Annotated in this window: 15 protein-coding genes; 3 read left to right on the forward strand and 12 right to left on the reverse strand. The window is 70.2% G+C overall.

Annotated elements, in window-relative coordinates:
* Window positions 1–34 precede the first annotated feature (34 nt).
* Window positions 35–3,373 carry a DEAD/DEAH box helicase gene (locus tag F6B43_RS08215; protein WP_150448302.1) on the reverse strand — a complete coding sequence of 1,113 codons (3,339 nt, stop codon included), beginning with the start codon at window positions 3,371–3,373 and terminating at the stop codon, window positions 35–37.
* Between the two features lie 244 nt (window positions 3,374–3,617).
* On the opposite strand from F6B43_RS08215, the gene F6B43_RS08220 reads away from it, so the two are divergent.
* On the forward strand, window positions 3,618–4,346 hold the full coding sequence (locus F6B43_RS08220; RefSeq protein ID WP_150448303.1) for an alpha/beta fold hydrolase: 729 nt from the start codon (window positions 3,618–3,620) through the stop codon (window positions 4,344–4,346).
* On the opposite strand, the gene F6B43_RS08225 is transcribed toward F6B43_RS08220, so the two are convergent.
* From F6B43_RS08225 to F6B43_RS08240, 4 genes are all read right to left on the reverse strand, one after another.
* Entirely contained in the window at window positions 4,343–4,783 is a 441-nt protein-coding gene (locus tag F6B43_RS08225; RefSeq protein WP_150448304.1) for an SRPBCC family protein, read from the reverse strand. The genes F6B43_RS08220 and F6B43_RS08225 overlap by 4 nt on opposite strands.
* Window positions 4,780–5,154 carry an ArsR/SmtB family transcription factor gene (locus tag F6B43_RS08230; RefSeq protein WP_150448305.1) on the reverse strand — a complete coding sequence of 125 codons (375 nt, stop codon included), beginning with the start codon at window positions 5,152–5,154 and terminating at the stop codon, window positions 4,780–4,782. The genes F6B43_RS08225 and F6B43_RS08230 overlap by 4 nt, the downstream gene beginning before the upstream one ends.
* Before the next feature lie 286 nt (window positions 5,155–5,440).
* Window positions 5,441–6,682: an RNA polymerase sigma factor gene (locus F6B43_RS08235; RefSeq protein WP_150448306.1), complete on the reverse strand. Its 1,242-nt coding sequence runs from the start codon at window positions 6,680–6,682 to the stop codon at window positions 5,441–5,443.
* A gap of 16 nt (window positions 6,683–6,698) precedes the next feature.
* Window positions 6,699–7,082 (reverse strand): YciI family protein, encoded by a 384-nt coding sequence (locus F6B43_RS08240; protein WP_150448307.1) that lies wholly within the window; start codon window positions 7,080–7,082, stop codon window positions 6,699–6,701.
* Window positions 7,083–7,313: 231 nt separating this feature from the next.
* Here F6B43_RS08240 and F6B43_RS19740 point away from each other — a divergent pair, with 231 nt between their 5' ends.
* Window positions 7,314–8,342, forward strand: a complete 1,029-nt coding sequence (locus F6B43_RS19740) for an esterase/lipase family protein (protein WP_211368063.1) — start codon at window positions 7,314–7,316, stop codon at window positions 8,340–8,342.
* Window positions 8,343–8,465: 123 nt separating this feature from the next.
* On the opposite strand, the gene F6B43_RS08255 is transcribed toward F6B43_RS19740, so the two are convergent.
* Genes F6B43_RS08255 through F6B43_RS08275 form a run of 5 tightly spaced genes read right to left on the reverse strand, consistent with a single transcriptional unit; the run spans window position 8,466 to window position 17,616 of the window.
* Window positions 8,466–9,473, reverse strand: coding sequence for a zinc-binding metallopeptidase family protein (locus F6B43_RS08255; protein WP_150448308.1), 1,008 nt, complete (start codon window positions 9,471–9,473; stop codon window positions 8,466–8,468).
* A 34-nt stretch (window positions 9,474–9,507) separates the two neighbouring features.
* A complete protein-coding gene (locus F6B43_RS08260) occupies window positions 9,508–10,404 on the reverse strand; it encodes a transglutaminase family protein (protein ID WP_246159850.1) in 897 nt (298 codons plus the stop codon).
* Window positions 10,405–10,412: 8 nt separating this feature from the next.
* On the reverse strand, window positions 10,413–12,962 hold the full coding sequence (locus tag F6B43_RS08265; RefSeq protein WP_150448310.1) for a circularly permuted type 2 ATP-grasp protein: 2,550 nt from the start codon (window positions 12,960–12,962) through the stop codon (window positions 10,413–10,415).
* A 10-nt stretch (window positions 12,963–12,972) separates the two neighbouring features.
* Window positions 12,973–16,398, reverse strand: coding sequence for a transglutaminase family protein (locus F6B43_RS08270; RefSeq protein ID WP_150448311.1), 3,426 nt, complete (start codon window positions 16,396–16,398; stop codon window positions 12,973–12,975).
* Between the two features lie 48 nt (window positions 16,399–16,446).
* Window positions 16,447–17,616 (reverse strand): GNAT family N-acetyltransferase, encoded by a 1,170-nt coding sequence (locus tag F6B43_RS08275; protein WP_150448312.1) that lies wholly within the window; start codon window positions 17,614–17,616, stop codon window positions 16,447–16,449.
* Window positions 17,617–17,768: 152 nt separating this feature from the next.
* Between F6B43_RS08275 and F6B43_RS08280 the strand changes: the two genes are divergently transcribed.
* The gene (locus F6B43_RS08280; protein ID WP_150448313.1) at window positions 17,769–18,152 is read left to right on the forward strand and encodes a hypothetical protein; all 384 of its coding nucleotides are present in this window, start codon (window positions 17,769–17,771) and stop codon (window positions 18,150–18,152) included.
* A gap of 467 nt (window positions 18,153–18,619) precedes the next feature.
* Here F6B43_RS08280 and F6B43_RS08290 read toward each other — a convergent pair whose 3' ends face one another.
* Window positions 18,620–20,131 carry an HNH endonuclease signature motif containing protein gene (locus F6B43_RS08290; protein ID WP_150448314.1) on the reverse strand — a complete coding sequence of 504 codons (1,512 nt, stop codon included), beginning with the start codon at window positions 20,129–20,131 and terminating at the stop codon, window positions 18,620–18,622.
* A 104-nt stretch (window positions 20,132–20,235) separates the two neighbouring features.
* On the reverse strand, window positions 20,236–20,733 hold the full coding sequence (locus tag F6B43_RS08295; RefSeq protein WP_170285589.1) for a MarR family winged helix-turn-helix transcriptional regulator: 498 nt from the start codon (window positions 20,731–20,733) through the stop codon (window positions 20,236–20,238).
* Window positions 20,734–20,765 lie beyond the last annotated feature (32 nt).

Consider the following 20,765-nt stretch of genomic DNA (forward strand, 5'->3'; position numbering starts at 1 on the left):
CAGCCATCCTTCCACTCTCGCGTGCGGCCCCGCGCTATGTCTCCAGAAGGCCGCGGATGTCGTCGGCCGACAGCGCCTCGCTGAAGAACGCATCGTCGTCGAGCACAGCCGAGACGAGGGCCGCCTTCTTCTCCTTGAGCGCCATGACCTTCTGCTCGATCGTCCCCTCGGCGACGAGACGGTAGACCATCACCTGCTTGTCCTGCCCGATGCGGTGGGTGCGGTCGATGGCCTGCGCTTCGCTGGCCGGATTCCACCAGGGATCGAGCAGGAACACGTAGTCGGCCTCGGTGAGGTTGAGCCCGAACCCCCCGGCCTTGAGGCTGATCAGGAACACCGGCGCGTCCCCTCGGCGGAAGCCGTCGATCACCTCGCCGCGGCGGCGGGTCGTGCCGTCGAGGTACGAGTACGGGATGCCGGCAGCATCCAATCGCGCCGCTGCGCGCTGCAGGAATGACGTGAACTGGCTGAACACGAGCGCCTGGTGGCCTTCGCCGACGACATCGTCGAGCTGTTCCAGCAGCGCGTCGAGCTTGGCCGAGGGGACGTTGGCGTAGCCGTCCGGGTCGATGAGCGCGGCGTCCAGGCTCAGCATGCGCAGCAGCGTGAGCGAGCGGAAGACGATGAACCGGTTGCGGTCGAGATCGTCGACCAGCCCCAGGATCTTCTGCCGCTCGCGCTGCAGGTGCGTGTCGTATATGCGACGGTGCCGGGGGTCGAGCGGGATCTCGAGCACCTGCTCCTGCTTCGGCGGCAGCTCGGGCGCCACAGCCTCTTTCGTGCGGCGCAGCAGAAACGGCCGAACCCGTCGGCGGAGCCGCGCGAGCCGCTCGCCGTTGTGATTGACCTCGATGGGCCGCCGGTACTTCTCGGCGAACTCGCGGGCGGACGGGAAGAGGCCGGGTGCGACGATCTGGAACAGTGCCCACAGCTCGGTCAGGTTGTTCTCGATGGGCGTGCCGGTGACGGCCAGCCGGAACGGCGCCCGGATGCCGCGCGCGGCCTCGTGGACCTTGGATGCCGGATTCTTCGCGAACTGCGCCTCGTCGAGCACGAGCCCGGACCACTCGTGACCTGCGAACTCTTCGGCGTCCAGGCGCAGGATCGCGTACGTGGTGAGGACGATGTCTGCGCCAGCCGCAGCATCCGCCAGTGTCTTCCCGCTCTTGCCGCTCGTCTCGGTGATCAGGGCGACTCGCAGGCCGGGAGTGAAGCGGGATGCTTCGCGCGCCCAGTTCGAGACGACCGAGGTGGGAGCGACCACCAGGAAGGGCCCCGTCGCGCGGGCAGCGGGGCGGTCGCTCGCGGCGTGCGCGATGAGCGCGAGGGTCTGCGCGGTCTTGCCGAGGCCCATGTCGTCGGCGAGGATCCCGCCGAGGGCGTGCGCGTGCAGGAACGCCAGCCAGCGGAAGCCGTCGAGCTGGTACGGACGCAGCTCGCCCGTGAATCCGGGCGGAACGGGCACGGGCTCGATCGCCGTGAGATCGCGCAGGCCGTCGACCGTCGCCCGCCATGCGACGGCGGCCTCGCTCTGGTCGGCGAGATCCTCGAACTCGGCGTACAGCGCGGTCTGGTACTTGCTGATGCGGAGACCGGTCTCCCACTCCTCGAGGGTGCCGGCTTCGTCGATCAGTTCGCGGAGCGGCGCGAAGACGGGCTGATTCAGCGACAGATAGCTCTGGTCGACCAGCAGCAGCTTCGTCGCCCCGCGCGAGAGCGCGCGGAACAGCGGCCCGAACGGCACCGTCTTGCCCTCGACCTTGACGATCACGCCGAGATCGAACCAGTCGTTGGACTCGGTCTCGACCGCCGAGACGGTCAGTTCGGGGGCTTCGACGATCTCGCGGTAGTCGGGCTTCGTGCCGATCACCTCGATCCGCACGTGCGGGATGTCTTCGATCGCGGGGAGCACGCGGGCGGTGAACTCCGCGGCGTCGACACCGCGGAGGATGAGCGCTGCCCGCAGCTCTCCCCCGCTCAACGCGGGAGCACCGGCGGGGTCCGCGCGCAGGATGTCGGCGACGGCCGCCGCAGGGGCGCGCTCGGCGACCGGGTCGAGGAAGGCGCTGTCGGGCACGGTGAGCGGAAGGCGCCGGCGGTCGGCGAGCTGCCAGTCCCAGTCCAGCCGCAGGACGTTGCCCGGCTCATAGCGCGCAGTGAGCACGAGGGTCGCGGGGGGAAGCGCAGGGGGCGTGAAACTCGCATCGTCGCTCGTGACGCGCACAGCGCGGGCGAGCGTGGCGAAGTGCTCGTCGAGGAACTCGGGCAGTTCGTCGGCCTCTACACGAACGGGTTCGGGTCGCCCGATGATGCCGCGCTCGGCGCGGGTCGCGGGCCGGCTCAGGCGCGCGAGGCGCAGTGTTGGATGCCCCTCGGGCGCGCCGAACTCGTAGCCGTAGACACCGTGCGAGCCGATCAGCCCGGTCTGGGCGGCGTCGTACGACGCGTCACCGATCACGACGCGGGGCGCGAGCTCGAGACCGCCTTCGGATGCGCGGGCATCGAACCCGATCGTCGCGGAGGGCGCGATCTCGACCGATGCTGACGATGGAGAGCCTCCGGGCGAGCCGGCAGCCACGAGCGGGATGCCGAGGGCCTGAGCCTCGTCGAGCAGTGCCCACAGCAGCGCCGACTCGAACCCGTCGAGGCCGATCCATTCCGACCCGTAATCGGCGATGCCTCCGAGGGACGCGTTGCGGAGCGTGACGAGCTGCGCGAACCACCGCGCCTGCGCGGGCTCGAATCCGCCCGCAGCGCCCTGGTAGCCGACGTTCTGCCACGTCAGGTCGCCTTTGATCCATCCGCCGCGCACGCCGCGCGTCACCGGTCGCACGCCGAGGCCGTTGACGGATGCCGCGTCGGTCGCCAGCTCGTCGCGCACCGCGCGACCGCTGCGGACGTCCCTCCCGCCTTTGCCGCCCCGGGCGCGGCCGGCGCGGAGCGCGAACTGCAGGGCCAGCGTACGGCGCGGAGTCGCCGCATCCGACACGATCGGTTCGAACGTCGAGACCAGGCCACGCCATCCGGCCGGCGCCCCGGTGGGCGATGCCTTCGCCTCGTCGGCGCGGTGGCGGGAGTTCGACTCGAGGAGCATCGCGACGGCGTGCTTGCAGTTGATCGTGAGCGGGCAGGTGCACGTTGCACTGCGCACGAGCGCCCGGGCGGTCGCGGCACCGGAGAGGAGCGCGACGACGCGATACGGGCGAGGGTCGGTGCCCTGCACATCGGCCGAGAGCCGCTGCGCGGCGGGGTTCCACTCGAGATGGGTGACCCGCCCGTTCGCCGCGTACGTGCGCCCGCGGCTGTACGACAACGGCCCCACGAGTCGCGCGATCGTCAGTTCCTCGACGAACGGGAACGGGGCGACGGACATCCTTCCATCGTCCCACGCCCTGGAGCGGGTGTTTCGCGGGAGGACTGCCGCCGTCTGCAGGGAGCCGCCCACGCAACGTCGGGGTGTTGCCGTCCGTTCGCCACAGGTTTCACATCTCGCCCTGCATATGGCCGGCATGAGCGACCGAGTCGCGCGAGTCGACGGTGCCTGTCGACGATGTCGGACGGGTGCGGGATGCTAGGGCCACAGCGCGCCCCCGAGACGCGCGCGAGGAGGTCGATCGATGGACATCGTGCTCGTCCCCGGGCTGTGGCTGAACGGCGCGACGTGGAACGACGTCGCGGCCGAACTGACGAAGGCGGGGCACACCCCGCATCCGGTCACGCTGCCGGGCATGGAGTCTTCGGACGCGGATCGTACGGCCGTGACGCTCGCCGACTGCGTGGGTGCGGTGACCGACGCGATCGACGCCGCGGACGGACCCGTGGTGCTCGCCGGGCATTCCGCGGGCGCCGGGGTGGCCTCCGTCGCCCTCGACCGGCGAGTGGACCGGGTGGCGCGCATCATCCTGGTCGGCGGATTCCCTGCGCTGGCGGGCGAGCCGCTCATGGCGGGGTTCTCGGCCGAGGGGGGCGATCTGCGCCTGCCGCCGTGGTCGGACTTCGACGAGGCCGACCTTCGTGATCTCGACGAGGATGCGCTGTCGCGTTTCTCCGACCGGGCGGTGCCGTCGCCCGCCGCACTCGCGCTCGATCCCGTGGCACTCCACGACGAACGGCGATACGGCGTGCCCCTGACGGCAGTGTGCACCGAGTTCTCCGCAGCCGACCTCCAGGAGTGGATCGCGGGCGGCGAGGCCTCGGTGCAGGACTTCACCCGCTTCCGCGATCTGACCTACGTCGATCTGCCGACGGGCCACTGGCCGCAGTTCACGAAGCCGCGGGAGCTCGCCGGGGCGATCCTGGCGCAGCCGCCTCTCACGGGGACCGCACCCGCCCCGCCGGCCTCCTAGAGCCCGAGCACGACCCGGCCGAGCGTGTCGAGGAACGCGCCGTAGCCGGCGGTCACGCCGGCCTGCTGCTCCGGGGTGAATCCGGGCGTCTCCTGCGTGAGGGTCACGATCGTGCCGCCGTCGGCCTCGGTGAGCGATACCGTCGTCGGGGCCGCATTCTCGGGATGCTCCGGCACATCCGTGAGCGTGAAGACCAGCCGCGACGGGGCATCCACCTCGACGAATTCGCCGACCCAGTCCTTCGTGGTTCCATCGGGCAGATGCATCACGGCGCTCCACGCGCTGCCCGGCGCAGCATTCCAGACGAGGGTGTCGAGCGGCACCTCGACGGCGTCGGTGCCGAACCAGGACGCAAAGTGCTGGGGTGCGGTGAATGCCTCCCAGACGAGTTCTCGCGGAGCGGCGAACGTACGGGTGACGGTGATGGATTCGGTCATGATCGGTCCTTCGGTTCGGTGCGCGCAGGGTCGGCGCGGACGGTGGCTGACTGCTGAAGCTCGGTGAGGTAGGTGCCGAGCGAATCGAGGCTCTCGCCCCAGAACCGCTCGAAATCGGTGATCCATCCGGATGCTGCGGCCAGCGGCCGAGCATCGAGCCGGGCGGGTCGATACTGCGCGTCGCGCCCACGGGTCACGAGCCCCGCGCTCTGCAGCACGCGCAGGTGCTTCGAGACGGCGGCGAAGCTCATGTCGAAGGGCTCGGCGAGCTGGCCGACGGTAGCCTCCCCTGCGGCCAGATGCGCGAGGATCGCGCGCCTGGTCGGATCAGCGAGAGCGCTGAACGTGCGGCTGAGCTGATCGGTCGGCATCCGGCATCCCTCCTTATTCAACTATACGGTTGAGAACTGATGAGTTGAATATAGGACGACGGGATGTGCGAGCGCAAGACGTGCGTCAGTTCTCGGTCGTCCGGCGGTGGGACGGGTATCGACGCGCTCGCCGGCGGTCGCACGAGGCCGTCGTGTGGTTCATCTGCGCCGAGCCGCCTGCACAACGCAGGATCGATCTGCACCCCAAGCCACGACACGCCGTCCGAGCAGCCGCCAGCCGAGCAGCGATCCTGCGTTGTGCAGCGACGTGCATCTCGCTCCCCGGTCACCCCTGTCGATGACGGGCCGAATCCGCGCGCCGGCGGAGCCAGCGGCGCTCGTCGGCGCGTTCTGCGAGGGCGATGGCCCGCTCGTAGGCGTCCGTGGCGTCTCGGCCGGAGGCAGCGAGGAGGTGGGCGCGCGTCGCCCAGTACGGACCGAACCGCTCGACCGCCGACGGGGCGGAGATGGCGTCGAGCTCGGCCAGCCCCGCGTCGGGTCCGATCGTCGTTCCCGCGGCCGCCGCGAGGGCGGTGCGTGCCCCGAGCGTGGGGCTCACGGCGATGAGCGCGCGATGCAGCCGCAGGATCGCGGCCGAATCGGGTCGCTCGCCTCGGACGCGCACGGCGGAGGCGGACTGGATCGCCGCCTCGAGCTGGAAGCGGCCGGGCGCTCGCCCGGCGTGAGCGGTGCGCAACAGCCGCTCGCCGAGGGCGATGAGATCGGCATCCCACCTCGTCGCATCCTGTTCTTCGAGCGGGACGTACTCGCCATCGACGGTGCGGGCATCGGAGCGCGCGGAGGACAGCGCGATCAGGGCCGCCAGTCCGTACGCCTCCGGCTCGTCGACGAGCAGCTGGGCGAGGGTCACGGCGAGGTAGAGCGACTCTCCCGCGAGATCGGCCCCGGCTTCCGAACCGGACCACGACAGCGCGTACGCGCCGTAGATCGCTTCGAGCACGGCAGGCAGCCGCACCGGCATGTCGGCCCGGGTCGGCACGACGAACGGGATTCGCGCGTCGCGGATCCGGCGTTTCGCCCTGACGAGCCGCTGACCCATCGCCGCCGGCGAGACAGCGAATGCGCGGGCGATGTCGGAGGCATCGATCCCGAGCACGGTCTGCAGCATGAGGGGCGTCCGGGCGGCGGGGTCGATCGCGGGGTGGGCGCACACGAAGAGCAGCTCGAGGCGTTTGTCGGGGATGTCGTCGAGAGCGTCCAGGTCGACGGTGCCGAGTGCGGACATGACGGGAGCCTCCGGGTCGAGTGCGACCGATGTGCGCCGGGAAGCCGATCCGAGCACATCGCGCTGGCGGTTACGGGCCACGGTGAGCAGCCACGCATCGGGCTGGTCGGGTACGCCCTGATCGGGCCACAACCGCAGGGCCCGCTCGAATGCATCGGCCAGCGCGTCTTCGGCGAGCGGGATGTCGCGGGTCGGCGCCGCGAGCAGGGCGACCAGGCGCCCGTACGAGGTGCGCGCCGCGCGGAACGCTGCGGCGCGTACCTCGTCCAGTGGCGTGATCACGCGTGCGGAGGTGTCGTCACACGCTCGGCGAGCCGACCCAGGCGTGGTCGACGAAGCGGGTGGCGGTCGGACGGATCTCGACCACGCCCCACGCGATCGATGGCGCCTTCTGGGCCCAGGCGATCGCGGTATCCAGATCGTCGACGTCGATCACGAACGTGCCGCCGAGCTGCTCCCTCGTGGACGAGAACGGCCCATCCTGCACGATGAGCTCGCCGTTCGCTCGCGAGACGGTGGTCGTGAGCATGGACGGCTGGAGCACTTCCGCCGAGGCCAGGACCCCGGCGGCGTCGAGCTCTTTCGCATAGAGATCGAATGCCCGCATCCCCTCGTCGAGGGCGTCCTGGCCGAGGTCGTCGGCGGTCATCTCGGGATAGTGCAGCAGCAGTGTGTAGCGCATGACGATTCCTTCGTGTCGGGCATGGGCCTGTGCTCCATGCTTCACCACGATGACGATCGAGCACAGGGCCGATCGACACGTCGATCGGCCTGCGCTCGCGAATCTCGGTCGAACTGCCGGGCGCGAAGCGCGGTCACCCCTGCCGACTCGGGCATGGGACCTGATTCCTCCCGAAGTTTTCACCCGCTCCGGGCGACCCGGGGGATCACCCCGGCTCATAGACTGCGCCGTATGACACTCGCCGCGGCCACCCGCGGGTCGCTCGTGCAGCGGGCGGTGTGGTGGGCGGCGGATTACGCGTACGCCGCCTGGCGCCAGCTCGCCGTGCTCGCTCCGCCGTGGGGCGCGAGCGGTCATCGCGGTACGCCCCGGGCGTGGGCGAGGGGCTCGGTCGGCCTTCCCGAGGTGATCCTCCTGCCTGGCGTGTACGAGCATTGGACCTTTCTGCGCCCCCTCGCGAACGCGCTGAATGCGGACGGATACCGCGTCCGGGTGGTGCACGGTCTCGGTGCGAACACCCGTGACATCGTCGAGACCGCCGAGCGCCTGGGTCGCGCGCTCGCCCGCACCCCTCCGCCCGCGGCCGGGCGGGTGCTCATCGCCCACAGCAAGGGCGGACTGATCGGCAAGCACCTGCTGATCGCCTCGGGCGCGGCGCACGCGGCGGCACGCGAAGCCCACGCAGGCGGCGATCCGGCCGAGGCCGCCGCGCGGGCGACGGCTCCGGCATCCGCCGGTCATCGGGGAGCGGCTCGGCGGCCCGCCGACCAGCCGGGAGCCGGTCAGCCGGGGGCGGGGCGGCCGGGAGCGGAGCGGCCGGGAGCCGGTCAGCCGGAGGCGGGGCGGCCGGAGGCGGGGCTACCCCGCGCGGGCCACCCGGCCGCCGACCAGCCCGACCCCGATCAGCCGGGCGCGGACGACCCGGCCGAGCAGGAAGGGCGCGCACTCGGCGTGATCGGAATGGTGGCGGTCTGCACGCCGTTCGGCGGATCGCCGCTCGCGCGGCTGGTGTGGGCCCCCAGCATCCGGGCATTCCTCCCGTCCGACGCGACGATTGTCAGCCTCGGCCGCGACACGTCGATGAACGGTCGGATCGTGTCGGTGTTCGGGAGGTTCGACCCGCACATCCCGGGCGGCAGCGCCCTCGACGGCGCGACGAACGTCCTCCTGTCGGCTAGGGGCCACTTCCGGATCCTGGGCCGACCCGAGACGTATCGGGCCGTGCGCGACGCAATCGCGCTCCTCTCCCACCCGGGATGATCGGCGGGTCGACAGCATCCCGTGTCCGGCAGATGGTCGCCGACGCGGGCCATGCCTGCCAGCTGGCGGACACGCGCGTGCGATCCGGGGCCACCCACGGCACGACTCGCCTCAGCAGCCGGGTCAGGCGGCCGGGCGCAGCGACGCCACGAAGTCGAGCTTGTCGAGCACGGGCACGGGAATCACGAACGGGTACAGGTCTTCCTTGCCCATCGACCGGTTGATCATGTTGAGCGCGGTCGAGAGCGGCACCCACACCCCTGTCACGAGGTCGCGGAATCGCGAGAACGCACCGACGGCGACCGCGGTCAGCCCGTATTCGGCCGCAGTCTGAACGGTGTCGCAGATGTGGAGGTAGTGCGCCCAGGTTTCGGCGAAGTCCTCGTAGGGGTGCATCGTCGCGTAGGTCGTGAGGTACGACCGGGCCCACCCGTTCGGCGGGCCGTCGGCATAGTGCCGGTCGAGCGACTCCTGGTACGAGACGCGCTCGTCGCCGAACAGCTCGCGCGCTCGCGCGAGCAGATCGCTGCGCTGCGCCACCTCGAGCAGCTGCCACTCGTAATAGTGGCCGATCTCATGACGGAAGTGGCCCAGCATCGTGCGGTAGGGCTCGTCGAGCTCACCGCGCACGCGCTCCCGGTAGGCGGGGTCGCTCTCGGCGAGGTTGATCGTGATGATGCCGTCGTCGTGGCCGATCATCACCTTCTCGTTCGTGCTCGAGAGAAGGTCGAACGCGAGTCCGTTCACGGGATCACCGCCGGTCGCAGGGTTGCGGCCCATGACGGGGAACCCGAGCGCGTCGAGCTCGGCGATCAGGTGACGCTTCGCGCGCTCCGCGAGCGGGAAGTTCTCGATCCCGTCCAGGTCGGCATCGTTCGGCCTGGTGCGGGTGAGGTCGCAGCTGAAGCACTGTCCGCCCTCGAGCGGGGCGAGCCACGTGCAGCCCGACAGGTTGAGGTTGCGGCAGATGTGCCACACCAGTCCCGACGTGTCGACGTACCTCCCGGTCGCGTCGAGCGGGACGATCTCACCCTCAGCGCGCGAGTAGCCGAGTGCTGTTCCGCACGACACGCAGACGGAGTTCTCGAAGAAGAGCGGGTTCCCGCAGACGCGGCATCGGTAGGCCTTCACGTGTGAATGGTCGCACACCGACCATCACTGCCCGTCAGGGTTGCGCGTACTCCTCGAGAGGAGCTACGTCGACCGAGACCCGCAGCGTCGACTTCTTCGCTTCCGTGAAGATGATGCCCTTCACCGGCGACACGTCGCCGTAGTCGCGACCCCACGCGACCGTGACATGGCGATCAGCGATCCACTGGTCGTTGGTCGGGTCGAACGCGAGCCACTGACCCGACCCCGAACGCCCCGGACCGGGTATCCACGCGGCGACCCACGCATGCGAGGCATCCGCCCCGACCACCCGCTCGCGGCCGGGCAGCGGACGCGTGGCCAGATAGCCGCTGACGTAGCGGGCGGCGACCCCGTGGGTCCGCAGGCACGCGAGGGCGAGGTGCGCGAAGTCCTGACACACCCCGGCCCTGGTCGCCATGACGTCGGCGACGGTGCTCGTGACGGTCGTCGCCTTGCTGTCGTACTGGAAGTCGGCCTTGATCCGGTGCATCAGATCGGTGACCGCCTCGCCGATCGGGCGCCCGGGGAGGAGGGATGCTCTCGCATAATCGTGCGCCTCATCCACATGCTTCGCCCTCGGCGACTCGAGCACGAACTCCGTCGCCGCCCAGGCACCGGGCACGTCAGGATGTACGAGCGGTCGCGAGCGCTCCCACGGCTCGGCGAGGGCCGCCGCGTCGTACTCGGGCGCGACCACCGTCACCTCGCTCTGGGCTTCGATCGTGAGGCGTCGATGCGGCTCGGTCACGTGGAAGTACGACACGACGTTTCCATACCCGTCGAGGTCTTCGGTGAGGTCCCCCGGGGCGGGGTCGACCGTCACGCGATGCCACGCCACCTGCTGCCACGGCAGCGGCCGCGGAACGCCGTGCGCGAGTCCGAGGCTGTCGCGGACGTCGTCGTCGTACGAGTACTCGGTACGGTGCGCCACCCGATACTTCACGAGAGCGTCCCGCCCGTCGATCCGACGCCGAGCTCGATGAGCGCGAGCGCGGACAGCGACTGCGGACGAGGGCCGCCCTCGAAGTGCACGTGGGCGATCGCATCACCGAGCTGGTGCAGCTGCGCGCGGGTCTCCGACAGGAACTCCGCAAGGCGCGGCCTGCTCCCGCCTTCGGATGCCGCGAGCGCGGCGATGTCGGTGGCCTCGAGCGAATCCTCCAGGTGCTCGAGGAGCCGCTCGGGCCGCGTGGAACCCGTCGACGACGACAGCTCGCCGAGGTGCTCGCGCAGCCGCGCCAGGCTGAATCCGACCGACCGGGGGTTGCCCGGGTCGCTCAGGAGCAGCTCCAGCACGCCGGACGCCCGCACCCCACCGCGATAGCGACGACGGTGGGTGACGGCACTCTCGGCCGCCATCAGCACGCCGTTGAGCACCGCGCGCTCTACTCCCGCGCCCGGCGGAACGGTTGTCGTGGCGGCGAGAAGGCTGCACACCTGCACCGATCGCTCGAGGTAGCGCCCGATCTCGATCGCGCGCCACCCGTCATCGCGCATCATGTTCGCGGTCACGCCCTGGAGAGAGAGCAGGCCGCTGAGCATCCGTCCCGCCGACTCGGCGATCTGGGGCGAACGGCGCGATACCCGCAGCAGCTTCATCGACTGGTCGGTGATGCCGAAGACGCGCCACGTGTCACCCGAGAGCTGGTCGCGGACACCCTCGAGCGCGTCGCGGAGCCTGTCCAGCGAATGCGCTGCCGATCCGGGCCTGTCGATGTCGAGGAGGAGCGAGCGCAGCTCGGCATCCGCATCGACCGACCGCGTGCCGCACAGGCGCCGGAGCGCGCCGATCAGCGCGGCGAGGACGGCGTCGCCCTGGAGGGGGGAGGCGAAGTCGAGCTGCTCCGCGTGCGCGTGCGCCGTGAGGACGAGGCGGATGAGGTCTTCGGCGCGCTCGGCGTACCGGCCGACCCAGAACATGTCCTCGAGGGCGCGCGGGCCGAGCATGGGAGCGACGCGGGGAACCGTGAGCGGCGTGATGGCCGCCAGTCCCTGATCGGGGTCGCCGGGGTTCGCCTTCAGCACCCACACGTCTTTCGTGCTCGGCGCGGCCCGCGTGTCGTCGACGAGCGTGGCGAGGCCGCCGACCAGGGGACGGTAGGCGGCGCCGTCGCGGACCGTGAACGTCCGGAGCACGACGGAGTGCGGCGTCGCACGGCCCGTCCGGCGCCCCTCGTCGCCCCACCCGGGCGCCTGCGACAGCGGCAGGCGCTCCTGGCCGACATAGCGGTGCGGCGCCATCAGGATGCGGTCGCGGAGCGCCGCGTCGTCCAGCTCTTCCAGGTCGGCGACACGTCCGTCGATCGGGCGCACGATGAGGCCATCGCGGTCACGCGCGATGGCCTCCAAGACGGCGTCCAGGCCTTCGCCGGTGCCGCACCACCAGGTGGGAACCGACGAGAGACGCAGCTGCTCGCCGAGAAGACGCTCGCACACCGCGGGGAGGAAGGGCATGAGGGCAGGGTTCTCCAGGACCCCGGCGCCCAGGCCGTTCACGAGCCGAACCCGGCCGCGCCGGACGGCCTCGGTCAACCCCGCCACGCCCAGCTGCGAGTTGCCTCGAAGCTCGAGCGGGTCGCACCAGTCGGCGTCGACCCTGCGGAGGATGACGTCGACGCGCTCGACGGGCGCCTGGCGAGGAAAGCCGGACGGCTTCATCCATACCCAGCCGTCGCGGACGACGAGGTCGCCGCCCTGCACGAGGGGGAATCCGAGGATGTTGGCGAGGAAGGCCTGATCGTACGCCGTCTCGGAGTGCGTGCCCGGTGACAGGACGACCACGCGCGGGTCGGCGACCTCCGCCGGCGCGGCCTGCAGCAGCGCCGACCGCACCGCCGAGAAATATGGTTCCACGCGGTGCAGGCCCGCCTCGTCATACAGCTCGGGGATCACGCGTGCGATCACCCGGCGATTCGCCATCGCATAGCCCAGACCCGACGGCGCCTGCACACGATCGGCGAGCACCCTCCACTCGCCCGCCGCGTCGCGGCCGAGATCGGTCCCGGAGAGGATGAGCGGGTGCGGGTCGAAACCCGTCGCGCGGGCGATCGGCCGCGTGTAGCCGGCGTGCCCGAAGACCGCCGCCGCGGGGATCAGCCCTTCGGCGAGCAGCCTGCGCTCGCCGTAGACATCCGCCAGGAGGGCGTTCAGCAGCTCAGCCCGCTGGGCGAGCCCGACTTCCAGGCGACCCCAGGTCGCCGCATCCAGCACCAGCGGCATCGGATCGAGCTGCCAGGGCTGCGAGCCGGCCTCGGGGCTCTCGTAGGTGACGCCCTCATCCGCGAGGAGCGCCGTGATCTCGCGGTCGACGCGATCGAGGTCGCCGGCGGTCAGGTCGACGGCGAGCGCCGCCATCCCCTTCCACGCCAGGCGAAGGGTGCCGTCGGGCGAGACGACTTCGTCGAATCGCGCGCCGCGCTCCCCCTCGCCCGGCCCGAAGGGGAGCGTCGGCTGCGCCAGCGACGAGGCGTAATCGCGGATCAGGCTCATGCGGGATGACTCACGGTGCGGTGACCCTCCGCAGATCGAGGGTGTGCGGATAGTCCGGGCTGTAGGCGCGACGCGCGGCCTCCTGCAGTGCGGCCACGTCGAGACGGCCCGCGGTGTGCCCGTGCGGCTCGAAGCGGCTCGCGCGTCGCGCCTCCGCCTCGTTCGCGTTGATCGGTGGGGAATGGTATGCCCGGCCGCCGGGGTGCACGACGTGGTACGTCGCTCCGCCCAGGCTGACGGCGGACTCGGTGTCGACGACGTCGAAGACGAGCGGCGCGTGCACGGGGATCGACGGATGAAGCGCCGACCACGGCGCCCAGGCGCGGTAGCGCACACCGGCGTAGTACTCGGCGCTCCGGCCGGTCGGGATCAACGGCACAGGAATATTCTGGCATGTCACGACGTGGCGATGCGGATCGATGCCGCGGACCTTCACCTGCACGCGCTCGACCGACGAGTCGACGTACCGCGACATTCCACCTGCCGTCGCCTCTTCGCCCAGGACGTTCCACGGCTCGATCGCCTGTCGCAGTTCCAGCTCGATCGAGCGCGCCTCCGTGGGTGACAGCGCGCCGCCGAGCCCACTGGAGACCCGCGCCATGCCGATGCGCGGGAACCGGAATTCGGTGAATGCATCGAGCCAGGTGTCTTCGAACGGGATGCCGTGGGCGCGAAGATCGGCCACGACCTCGGCGATGTCGGCCGATGCCCCGTGCGGCAGCAGGAAGTCTTCGTGCAGCCTCGTCCCCCAGCGGACGAGGGGTGCGCGGTACGGCTTCTCCCAGAACATCGCAACGAGCGAGCGCACGAGCAGCGCCTGCACGAGCGCGAGCTGCGGATGCGGCGGCATCTCGAAGCCGCGCAGTTCGAGCAGGCCGAGCCGGCCGCGACTGCTGTCGGGGCTGTAGAGCTTGTCGATGCAGAACTCGGCGCGGTGCGTGTTGCCGGTGAGGTCGGTGAGGAGGTGGCGCAGCGCCCTGTCGACGCCCCACGGGGACGGATGCTGGTCGATCGAGTTCGCGTGCTCCACGAGTCGCGCGACCTGCTGCAGCGCGATCTCCATCTCGTACACCGCCTCGGGGCGGCCCTCATCGAACCGCGGCGCCTGACTAGTCGGGCCGATGAAGCGGCCCGAGAACAGGTACGACAGGCTCGGATGCCGCTGCCAGTACGTCACGAGGCTGGCCAGCAGGTCGGGGCGCCGCAGAAGCGGGGAATCGACGGGCTGCGTGCCGCCCAGGGTGATGTGGTTGCCGCCCCCCGTCCCGGTGTGCAGGCCGTCGAGGTCGAACTTCTCGGTCGCCAGGCGGCTCTGCTTCGCCTCGTCGTACAGCGTGAGAGTGAGGTCGCGCAGCTCGTTCCACGACGACGTCGGCTGCACGTTGACCTCGATCACACCCGGATCGGGCGTGACGACGAGCTGGTTCAGCCGGGGGTCGGGCGGGGGGCCGTACCCCTCCAGCACGATCCGGCACCCCACGATCTGCACGGCCCGCTCGATGACCGCGAGCAGGTCGGCGTACGCCTCGAGCGTCAGCGTCGGGGGCAGGAACACGTACAGCTCGCCGTCGCGGGACTCGATCGCGAGCGCTGTGGTGGGTGCACCGTCGGCGGCGACCACCGTCACCTCGGGCACCCCTGGCGCGCGGGTGGGCCCCGCCTCGAGGTATGAGGGCTCGCCTGGGTGCTCGGGATCGACCCACGAGACCGCGTCGAGCGGAAGGCGCAGCCCGACGGCGCTCGACCCGGGGATGAGCACGAGGCGACCTCGGCGGAACGTCCACGAGGGGCTCGTCCAGTCGTCGTCGGTGGTGAGGGGCAGCACCCACCCGGTGGGCTCGCCCACGCGATCGTCGAGGCGGGCGACGTCGTCGGTGCCGGGTTCGGGCTCCCCGGGTGCAGGACCGTCGGGGGTGCGGAGGTCTGCGGCGATCACGGCGAGCGGATCCTCATAGGCCGGGATCAGCTGCCGGTTGGGCAGCCCGAGCACCGCCGTGATCGTGCGGGCGAGCGACTCGGCCTGCCGCACCGCGGCGGCGGAGACCTCAGCGGCCTCCGCCGCGGCCGCCTCGGCCGCGGCGCGCGCGGCGCGCAGCGCGGGGCCGGGCACCTCGTTCTTCTCTGCGTCGGCCGCTGCCGCGGCGGCTTTCGCGGCGACGGCGGCGGGAGCATCCTTCGCCCACGGGTCGGCGAACAGTGCCGGATCGTTCCAGAGCGGCACGCCGTCCGTGCGCCACTGCAGGGCGATGTTCCAGCGCGGGAGCGGTTCGCCGGGGTACCACTTGCCCTGACCGCGATGCACGACCCCGCCCAGGGCGTACGTCGCGCGGAGGCGCTCGGCAAGGCCGCCGGCCAGTTCGCGCTTGTGCGGGCCGTCGGCGTCGGTGTTCCACTCCTTGCTCGTCGCGTCGTCCAGCGCGACGAACGTCGGCTCACCGCCCATCGTGAGCCGTACATCGCCGGCGGCGAGACGCTCGTCCACCGCGGCGCCCAGAGCGTCGATCCGTTCCCACTGATCGTCGGTGTAGGGCTTGGTCGTGCGCGGATCCTCGTGGATGCGCAGCACCTCGTTCCGGAACGCGAAGGCGACCTCGACGGGTTCGGTGGCGCCCTCGATCGGGGCGGCGCTGGAGGGATGCGGCGTCGCGCTCAGCGGAATGTGCCCCTCGCCCGCGAACAGGGCGCTGGTGGGATCCATGCCGATCCAGCCCGCGCCCGGAACGTACACCTCGGTCCAGGCGTGGAGGTCGGTGAAGTCGGCTTCGGGGCCGCTCGGACCGTCGAGCGACTTCTGGTCGGCGGCGAGCTGGACGAGATAGCCCGAGACGAATCGTGCGGCGAGGCCGTACTGCCGCAGCAGACTGACGAGCAGCCATGCGCTGTCGCGGCACGATCCGATGGCGCGCTCGAGCGTGAGGTCGGGAGTCTGGACGCCGGGCTCCATGCGCACGTCGTAGGCGACGTCGCGATTCACCGCCGAGTTGAGTCCGGCGAGGAATTGCACCATCGGCACGCCCTCGGGCGGGAGCGGGGGCAGGCGCCGGCGCCACGCGTCGGCGCCGTCGCTGTCGTCGACCGGTCGCAGGTAGGGCGCGAGGTCGGCTTTCAGCCCCGGTTCGTACTCGAAAGGGAAGCGTTCGGCGTACTCCTCGATGAAGAAGTCGAACGGGTTGATCACCATCAGGTCGGCGACCAGCCCGACCGTGATCGAGAGGTGATCGATCTTGTCGGGGAACACCAGGCGCGCCACCCAGTTGCCGAACGGGTCCTGCTGCCAGTTGATGAAGTGCTCTTTCGGACTCACGTCCAGCGAGTACGCCTCGATCGGGGTGCGCGAGTGCGGGGCGGGGCGCAAGCGCACCACGTGAGGAGTGACTTTCACCGGGCGGGCGAACTCATAGCCCGTGAAGTGCGTCAGCGACACCTTGATCGACATGGCCTAAGCATTCACCACAACTGTTGCGAGCGAGTTACCGACCCACGCTCATGAATACCTCCTCACGAGTCCGCGCATCGTCGACATCCCCCGCGAGGTCACCGGCGAGCCGATCAGGCGCTCGATCGTCGGCGTGCCCTGCGAGCGATCGACGTGGTCGTTACGGGTCACGGCCCACCCGTGACCGCTCGCGATCACCTCGCAGTGGATGCCGCGTACCGGCACCCCTTCGACGACGACGCGCCGATCGAACACCGAGAACTCGAGGTGCGAGACCTCATCGGGCGCGACCCCGTCGGCTACACCGGGTTGCAGGCGATCGACGTCGACGGGCGCGAACGCGTCGACGATGTCGGCGACCTCGTCGAACGCGAGCACGAACACGGCGCGCTGCAGACCGCTCCTCGCGGCGAGGGCGTCGGCCGTGTCCGCGGCGAGCTGAGCGGGGGCGCCGACAGCCGTGCCGACGACAATGCCGTTGGCCCGGAATCCCTCTGAGCCGAGGAACCCGGCATCCGTCATCGCCTCCCCGAGGTGGGTCCCCGAAGGATGCCCGCGCTGCCCCTGGTTGACGTTGCGGAAGAACGCGACGCACCGGCGCCCGGGTGCCGCGAGCTCGAAGAGCTCGCACGTCGTGTCGTAGTAGCTCGTCGTGGGCCCGAGATCGGTCATGCCGATCCGCAGGCAGACGCGCTGAGAGGCGGTGTTCGCCGGATTCGTGACGGCGACCACACGCTCGAGTCCGGCCTCGAAGGCATGCCGCAGCACGGCGGTCGCCGCTTCGCTCGCGTAACCCCGGCCCCACGCATCGGGGTGAAAATGCCAGCCGATCTCGGTGTCTTGCTCGGCATCCCGCCCCGTGTCCTGAGCGGCATCCTGCCCCGTGTCCTGCGGCGCGAGCCCCACCTCCACCGCGCCTTTCTCCACCGCGCCTTTCTCCACCGCGCCCGCCGACCAGGAGATGCGCTTGCAGAGCACGGTCCCGAGTCGGGTGCCGTCGTGCAGGGTGACGCCCCACACTCCGCGGCATCCGTCGTGCATGCCTTTCCACCGCGCGACGCGCTCGCGGGCTTCGTCGGTGCTCTGCATCAGCTGTGGGGTCACGCCGATGTAGCGCTGCACTTCCTCGCGCGAGTACATGTCGAACAGGAATGCCAGGTCGTCGGCCGAGTCGGTCCAGGGTCGGAGGGTGAGGCGGGCTGTACGCAGGTCGATCACGTCACCCGACGATACGCCGGGGGGTCGGTAGTCCGTTCTCGTCGAGTGGTCACGGGCGGGCTCCACCCCCTGTAATATATTGGTATTTCCTCGTCTTGAAAGTTGGTGTCAGCATGAAGCTGCGGAGTTCTCTTATCGTGGCAAGTGTGGTCATGTCAGGACTGATGGCGGGGGTCGCAGTCCCCGTCGCGGCGTACGCCGCTCCGACAGAGACCGCAATCGTCACCCCGCCGCCGACCACGACCGTGTCGAGGACCTGGACCCTCGACGGTAATGAAGTCGTTTCAAACCAGGAGATGAGTTGTCCGGCTGGCTTTCGGCTGGAGAATCGGGATTACTCTCCGATGAGAGTGGTGCCGCGGGGAGTCGAGGTGATCGGAGACCTCGTCGCGCTGGTGGGAACAAACCTCAACGATGCCGTCGGCAACCGGATCGGCGCGACAGAAATCCGTATGAGGAACTACAGCTGGATGCGTAATGAAGTCACGATTATTCTGCATTGCGAGCTCATCGAAACTCCGCCACCCACCGGCTGAGGCCGCGCGGCTGAATGCCCCGTATGACGTCACCTACAACGTGGGTGAAGTCAACGCGCAAGAGGTGCAGATCACCGACGGAGCGCTGCCTCCGCGCTGAGCATGGACAGCCTGACCGGAAAGATCAGCGGAACGCCTACCACCGAGGGAACCTATACCTTCCAGTTCTACTGGAAAGAATAGCGACCGGAGCGGGCCGCACCGTGACAGCATCACCGTGACCGCGCCCGACGGCGAACCCGCCCCGGAAACGGGTTCGTAGATCCCGGTAATTGATGGCACGGACAGTAGCCGCGGGCCGATAGTCCAGCTCGTGTCGGCCCGCGGTGAGTGGGCGCCGACCCTGACAGTCGCTTGTGAGCCGACACCGCTGCTCACCCCGCAGCCCTGGGTTGTGACTCTCTTGCACAAGCGTGCACGAGAAGACGGGCCGAGGCGAAGGGCTCGCCTCTCCCTCGAGCGGCACATCACGCCGCACGCCATTGTGCTCGTTGCGGGGGCGGCGGTGGATCCCATGCCCACTTCCATGCCGCGTTCGTCGGCATCGGGGTGGGTTCACCCCCACCCGGCGGATGAAGGACGAACTCGTCGAGCCGGTCGCGAGTGATCCGCCAGCCCTGATTGTGCAGGGTCATGTGGTGGTGGCGGCAGAGAAGAATGCCTCGATCGATGTCGGTGCCGCCTCCCTCGCTGAAATGGTCGCAGTGGTGGGCTTCGCAGTACGAGGCGGGGCGAGCGCAGCCGGGCCACCGGCACCCCCCGTCGCGGACGGCCAGGGCGAGTGTCTGTTTCGGGGTGTACAGGCGATGTTCGCGACCCACGTCGAGGGGATTGCCGTGCCGGTCAACCGTCACCGCCACGGTGCCGGTCGCACACACGGCGCGGCCCACCACCGACCCCGGCAGCGCGTCGCCGCCGTCCTCGGCGTGCCCGATCGCCAGGAGCCGCCCGAACGCGTCGCGCGGTCCTTCGATGTCGTTGACCGTGACGATGCGCACGCCGGGCTGCCGAGCACCGAACACATCCCTCGCGGTGGCGAGGGCGCCGGCGCGCAATACGTCCATGACAAGGTCATAAGCGAGCTGTTCATTGCTGCGCGGATCGTCGCGCAACTGATCCGCCACGGCACGATCGTCGCTGTTCACGAAGCGGGGTCCGCCGCGGCGGGGGCGCAGTGCGGAATCGAGCATCGACCGCACCCACAGCGCCATCTCGTCATCGAAGACGATCCGCGCGTGGTGCTGCCCGCCGCCGTCGACCCACGCCCGGTAGCTGCGATTCTCGTAGCGCCGCGCGTACCGCGCCTCGGCTCCGGTCGGATCCAGCAGGTCTCGCACCACACGCGAGCGCTTCGCCAGCTCTTCCACTGGCATACCGGATGCTTCCGCCACGAGGCCTTCGGCAGCGAGCATCCACGCCTCGCGTACGGCAGCCTGATCCGCGTCAGCAGACTCGCCCGCTCCACCCTCGACCGAGGGCGGAGCGGCGACATCAGGATCGCCGAGCCCGCACCGGATCGCATCGTGCTGCGCCGGAGTCACCGCGCCACCCAGCAGGGCGCGCCGCAGCGGCTCATCCCACGGCGGGGCCTGAAGAGCAGGCGGCGACGTGGGTTCAGCCGACACAGGGTCTGCCACGCCTTCCAACAGCGACACCCCGACGCGCACCTGCCGGGCGGCGTCGGCCTTCGTGCCCCCGGTGATCGACTGGATCAGCGACGCGGGGGTCGCGTGCCCGTGCCCCGCCGCCAACCCGGTGTGCCCCTCACCGCGACGAGAGCGTTGCGCGGCGACACCGGCGAGTACCGCCTGCAGCCGACCCGCGTGATTGGCCAGCGCCGCGACGTCAGCCAGAGCACCGACCACCGACTCGTCACTGAGTCTCAAGGCGAAGGCCGGCAGGACGGCGGCATCGACATCGAGCTCTTCCCACCCCGCGAGCGCGTCGAGTCGCTCGCGCATCGACGTGAGAATGTTCATATATACAGAATGCCAGAGTCCAACGGACATTCGTTCATATCTTCGCCCATGCTGTGGATAGCAGCGAGGTCGAGCGCTTGGGGAGGGCTACGAGAAGGCGAACCTCAGGGCCGCGAAACCGTCTCCTCGGCCAGCCGTGCGAGCAGGCGACGGAGGGTATCGACGTCGGCCGGATCCCACTGCGCGAGAGCCGCTCGGAACGTACTCCCGGCGTTGTTCATGATGCGCGCGCCGATCTCACGCCCCGTCGGCGTGAGCGCGACGAGCACGCCACGGTCGTCGCCCGGCGCCGCCACGCGCACGACCAACCCCGCGTCGTGCAGCCGATGGGTGATCTTCGTGAGGTTGGCCCGGCCCGTGCCGAGCGCCGAAGCGAGTTCGCTCGGGCGCATGGCCCCGCGGTAGCTCAGCTGGTTGACGACGAGGAACATGGCCATGTCGTCGATCGGGAAGTCGACCGCGGCCATCACGCGCCGCCGCACTTCGTGACTGTCGGCCCAGTGCACGATCGACGACACCGAGATGCGCAGGTCGAGCGGGTCCTGCTCGATCACCGCGCTCAGATCGACCGCACCCGCCTCGAGAGACTCGCTCCGCGCCATGCTCATCCCCCTCGCCCGCTCGCCTCAACCCG

The sequence above is a fragment of the Microbacterium rhizomatis genome (assembly GCF_008710745.1).
In the GTDB taxonomy this organism is placed as follows: Bacteria; Actinomycetota; Actinomycetes; order Actinomycetales; family Microbacteriaceae; genus Microbacterium; species Microbacterium rhizomatis.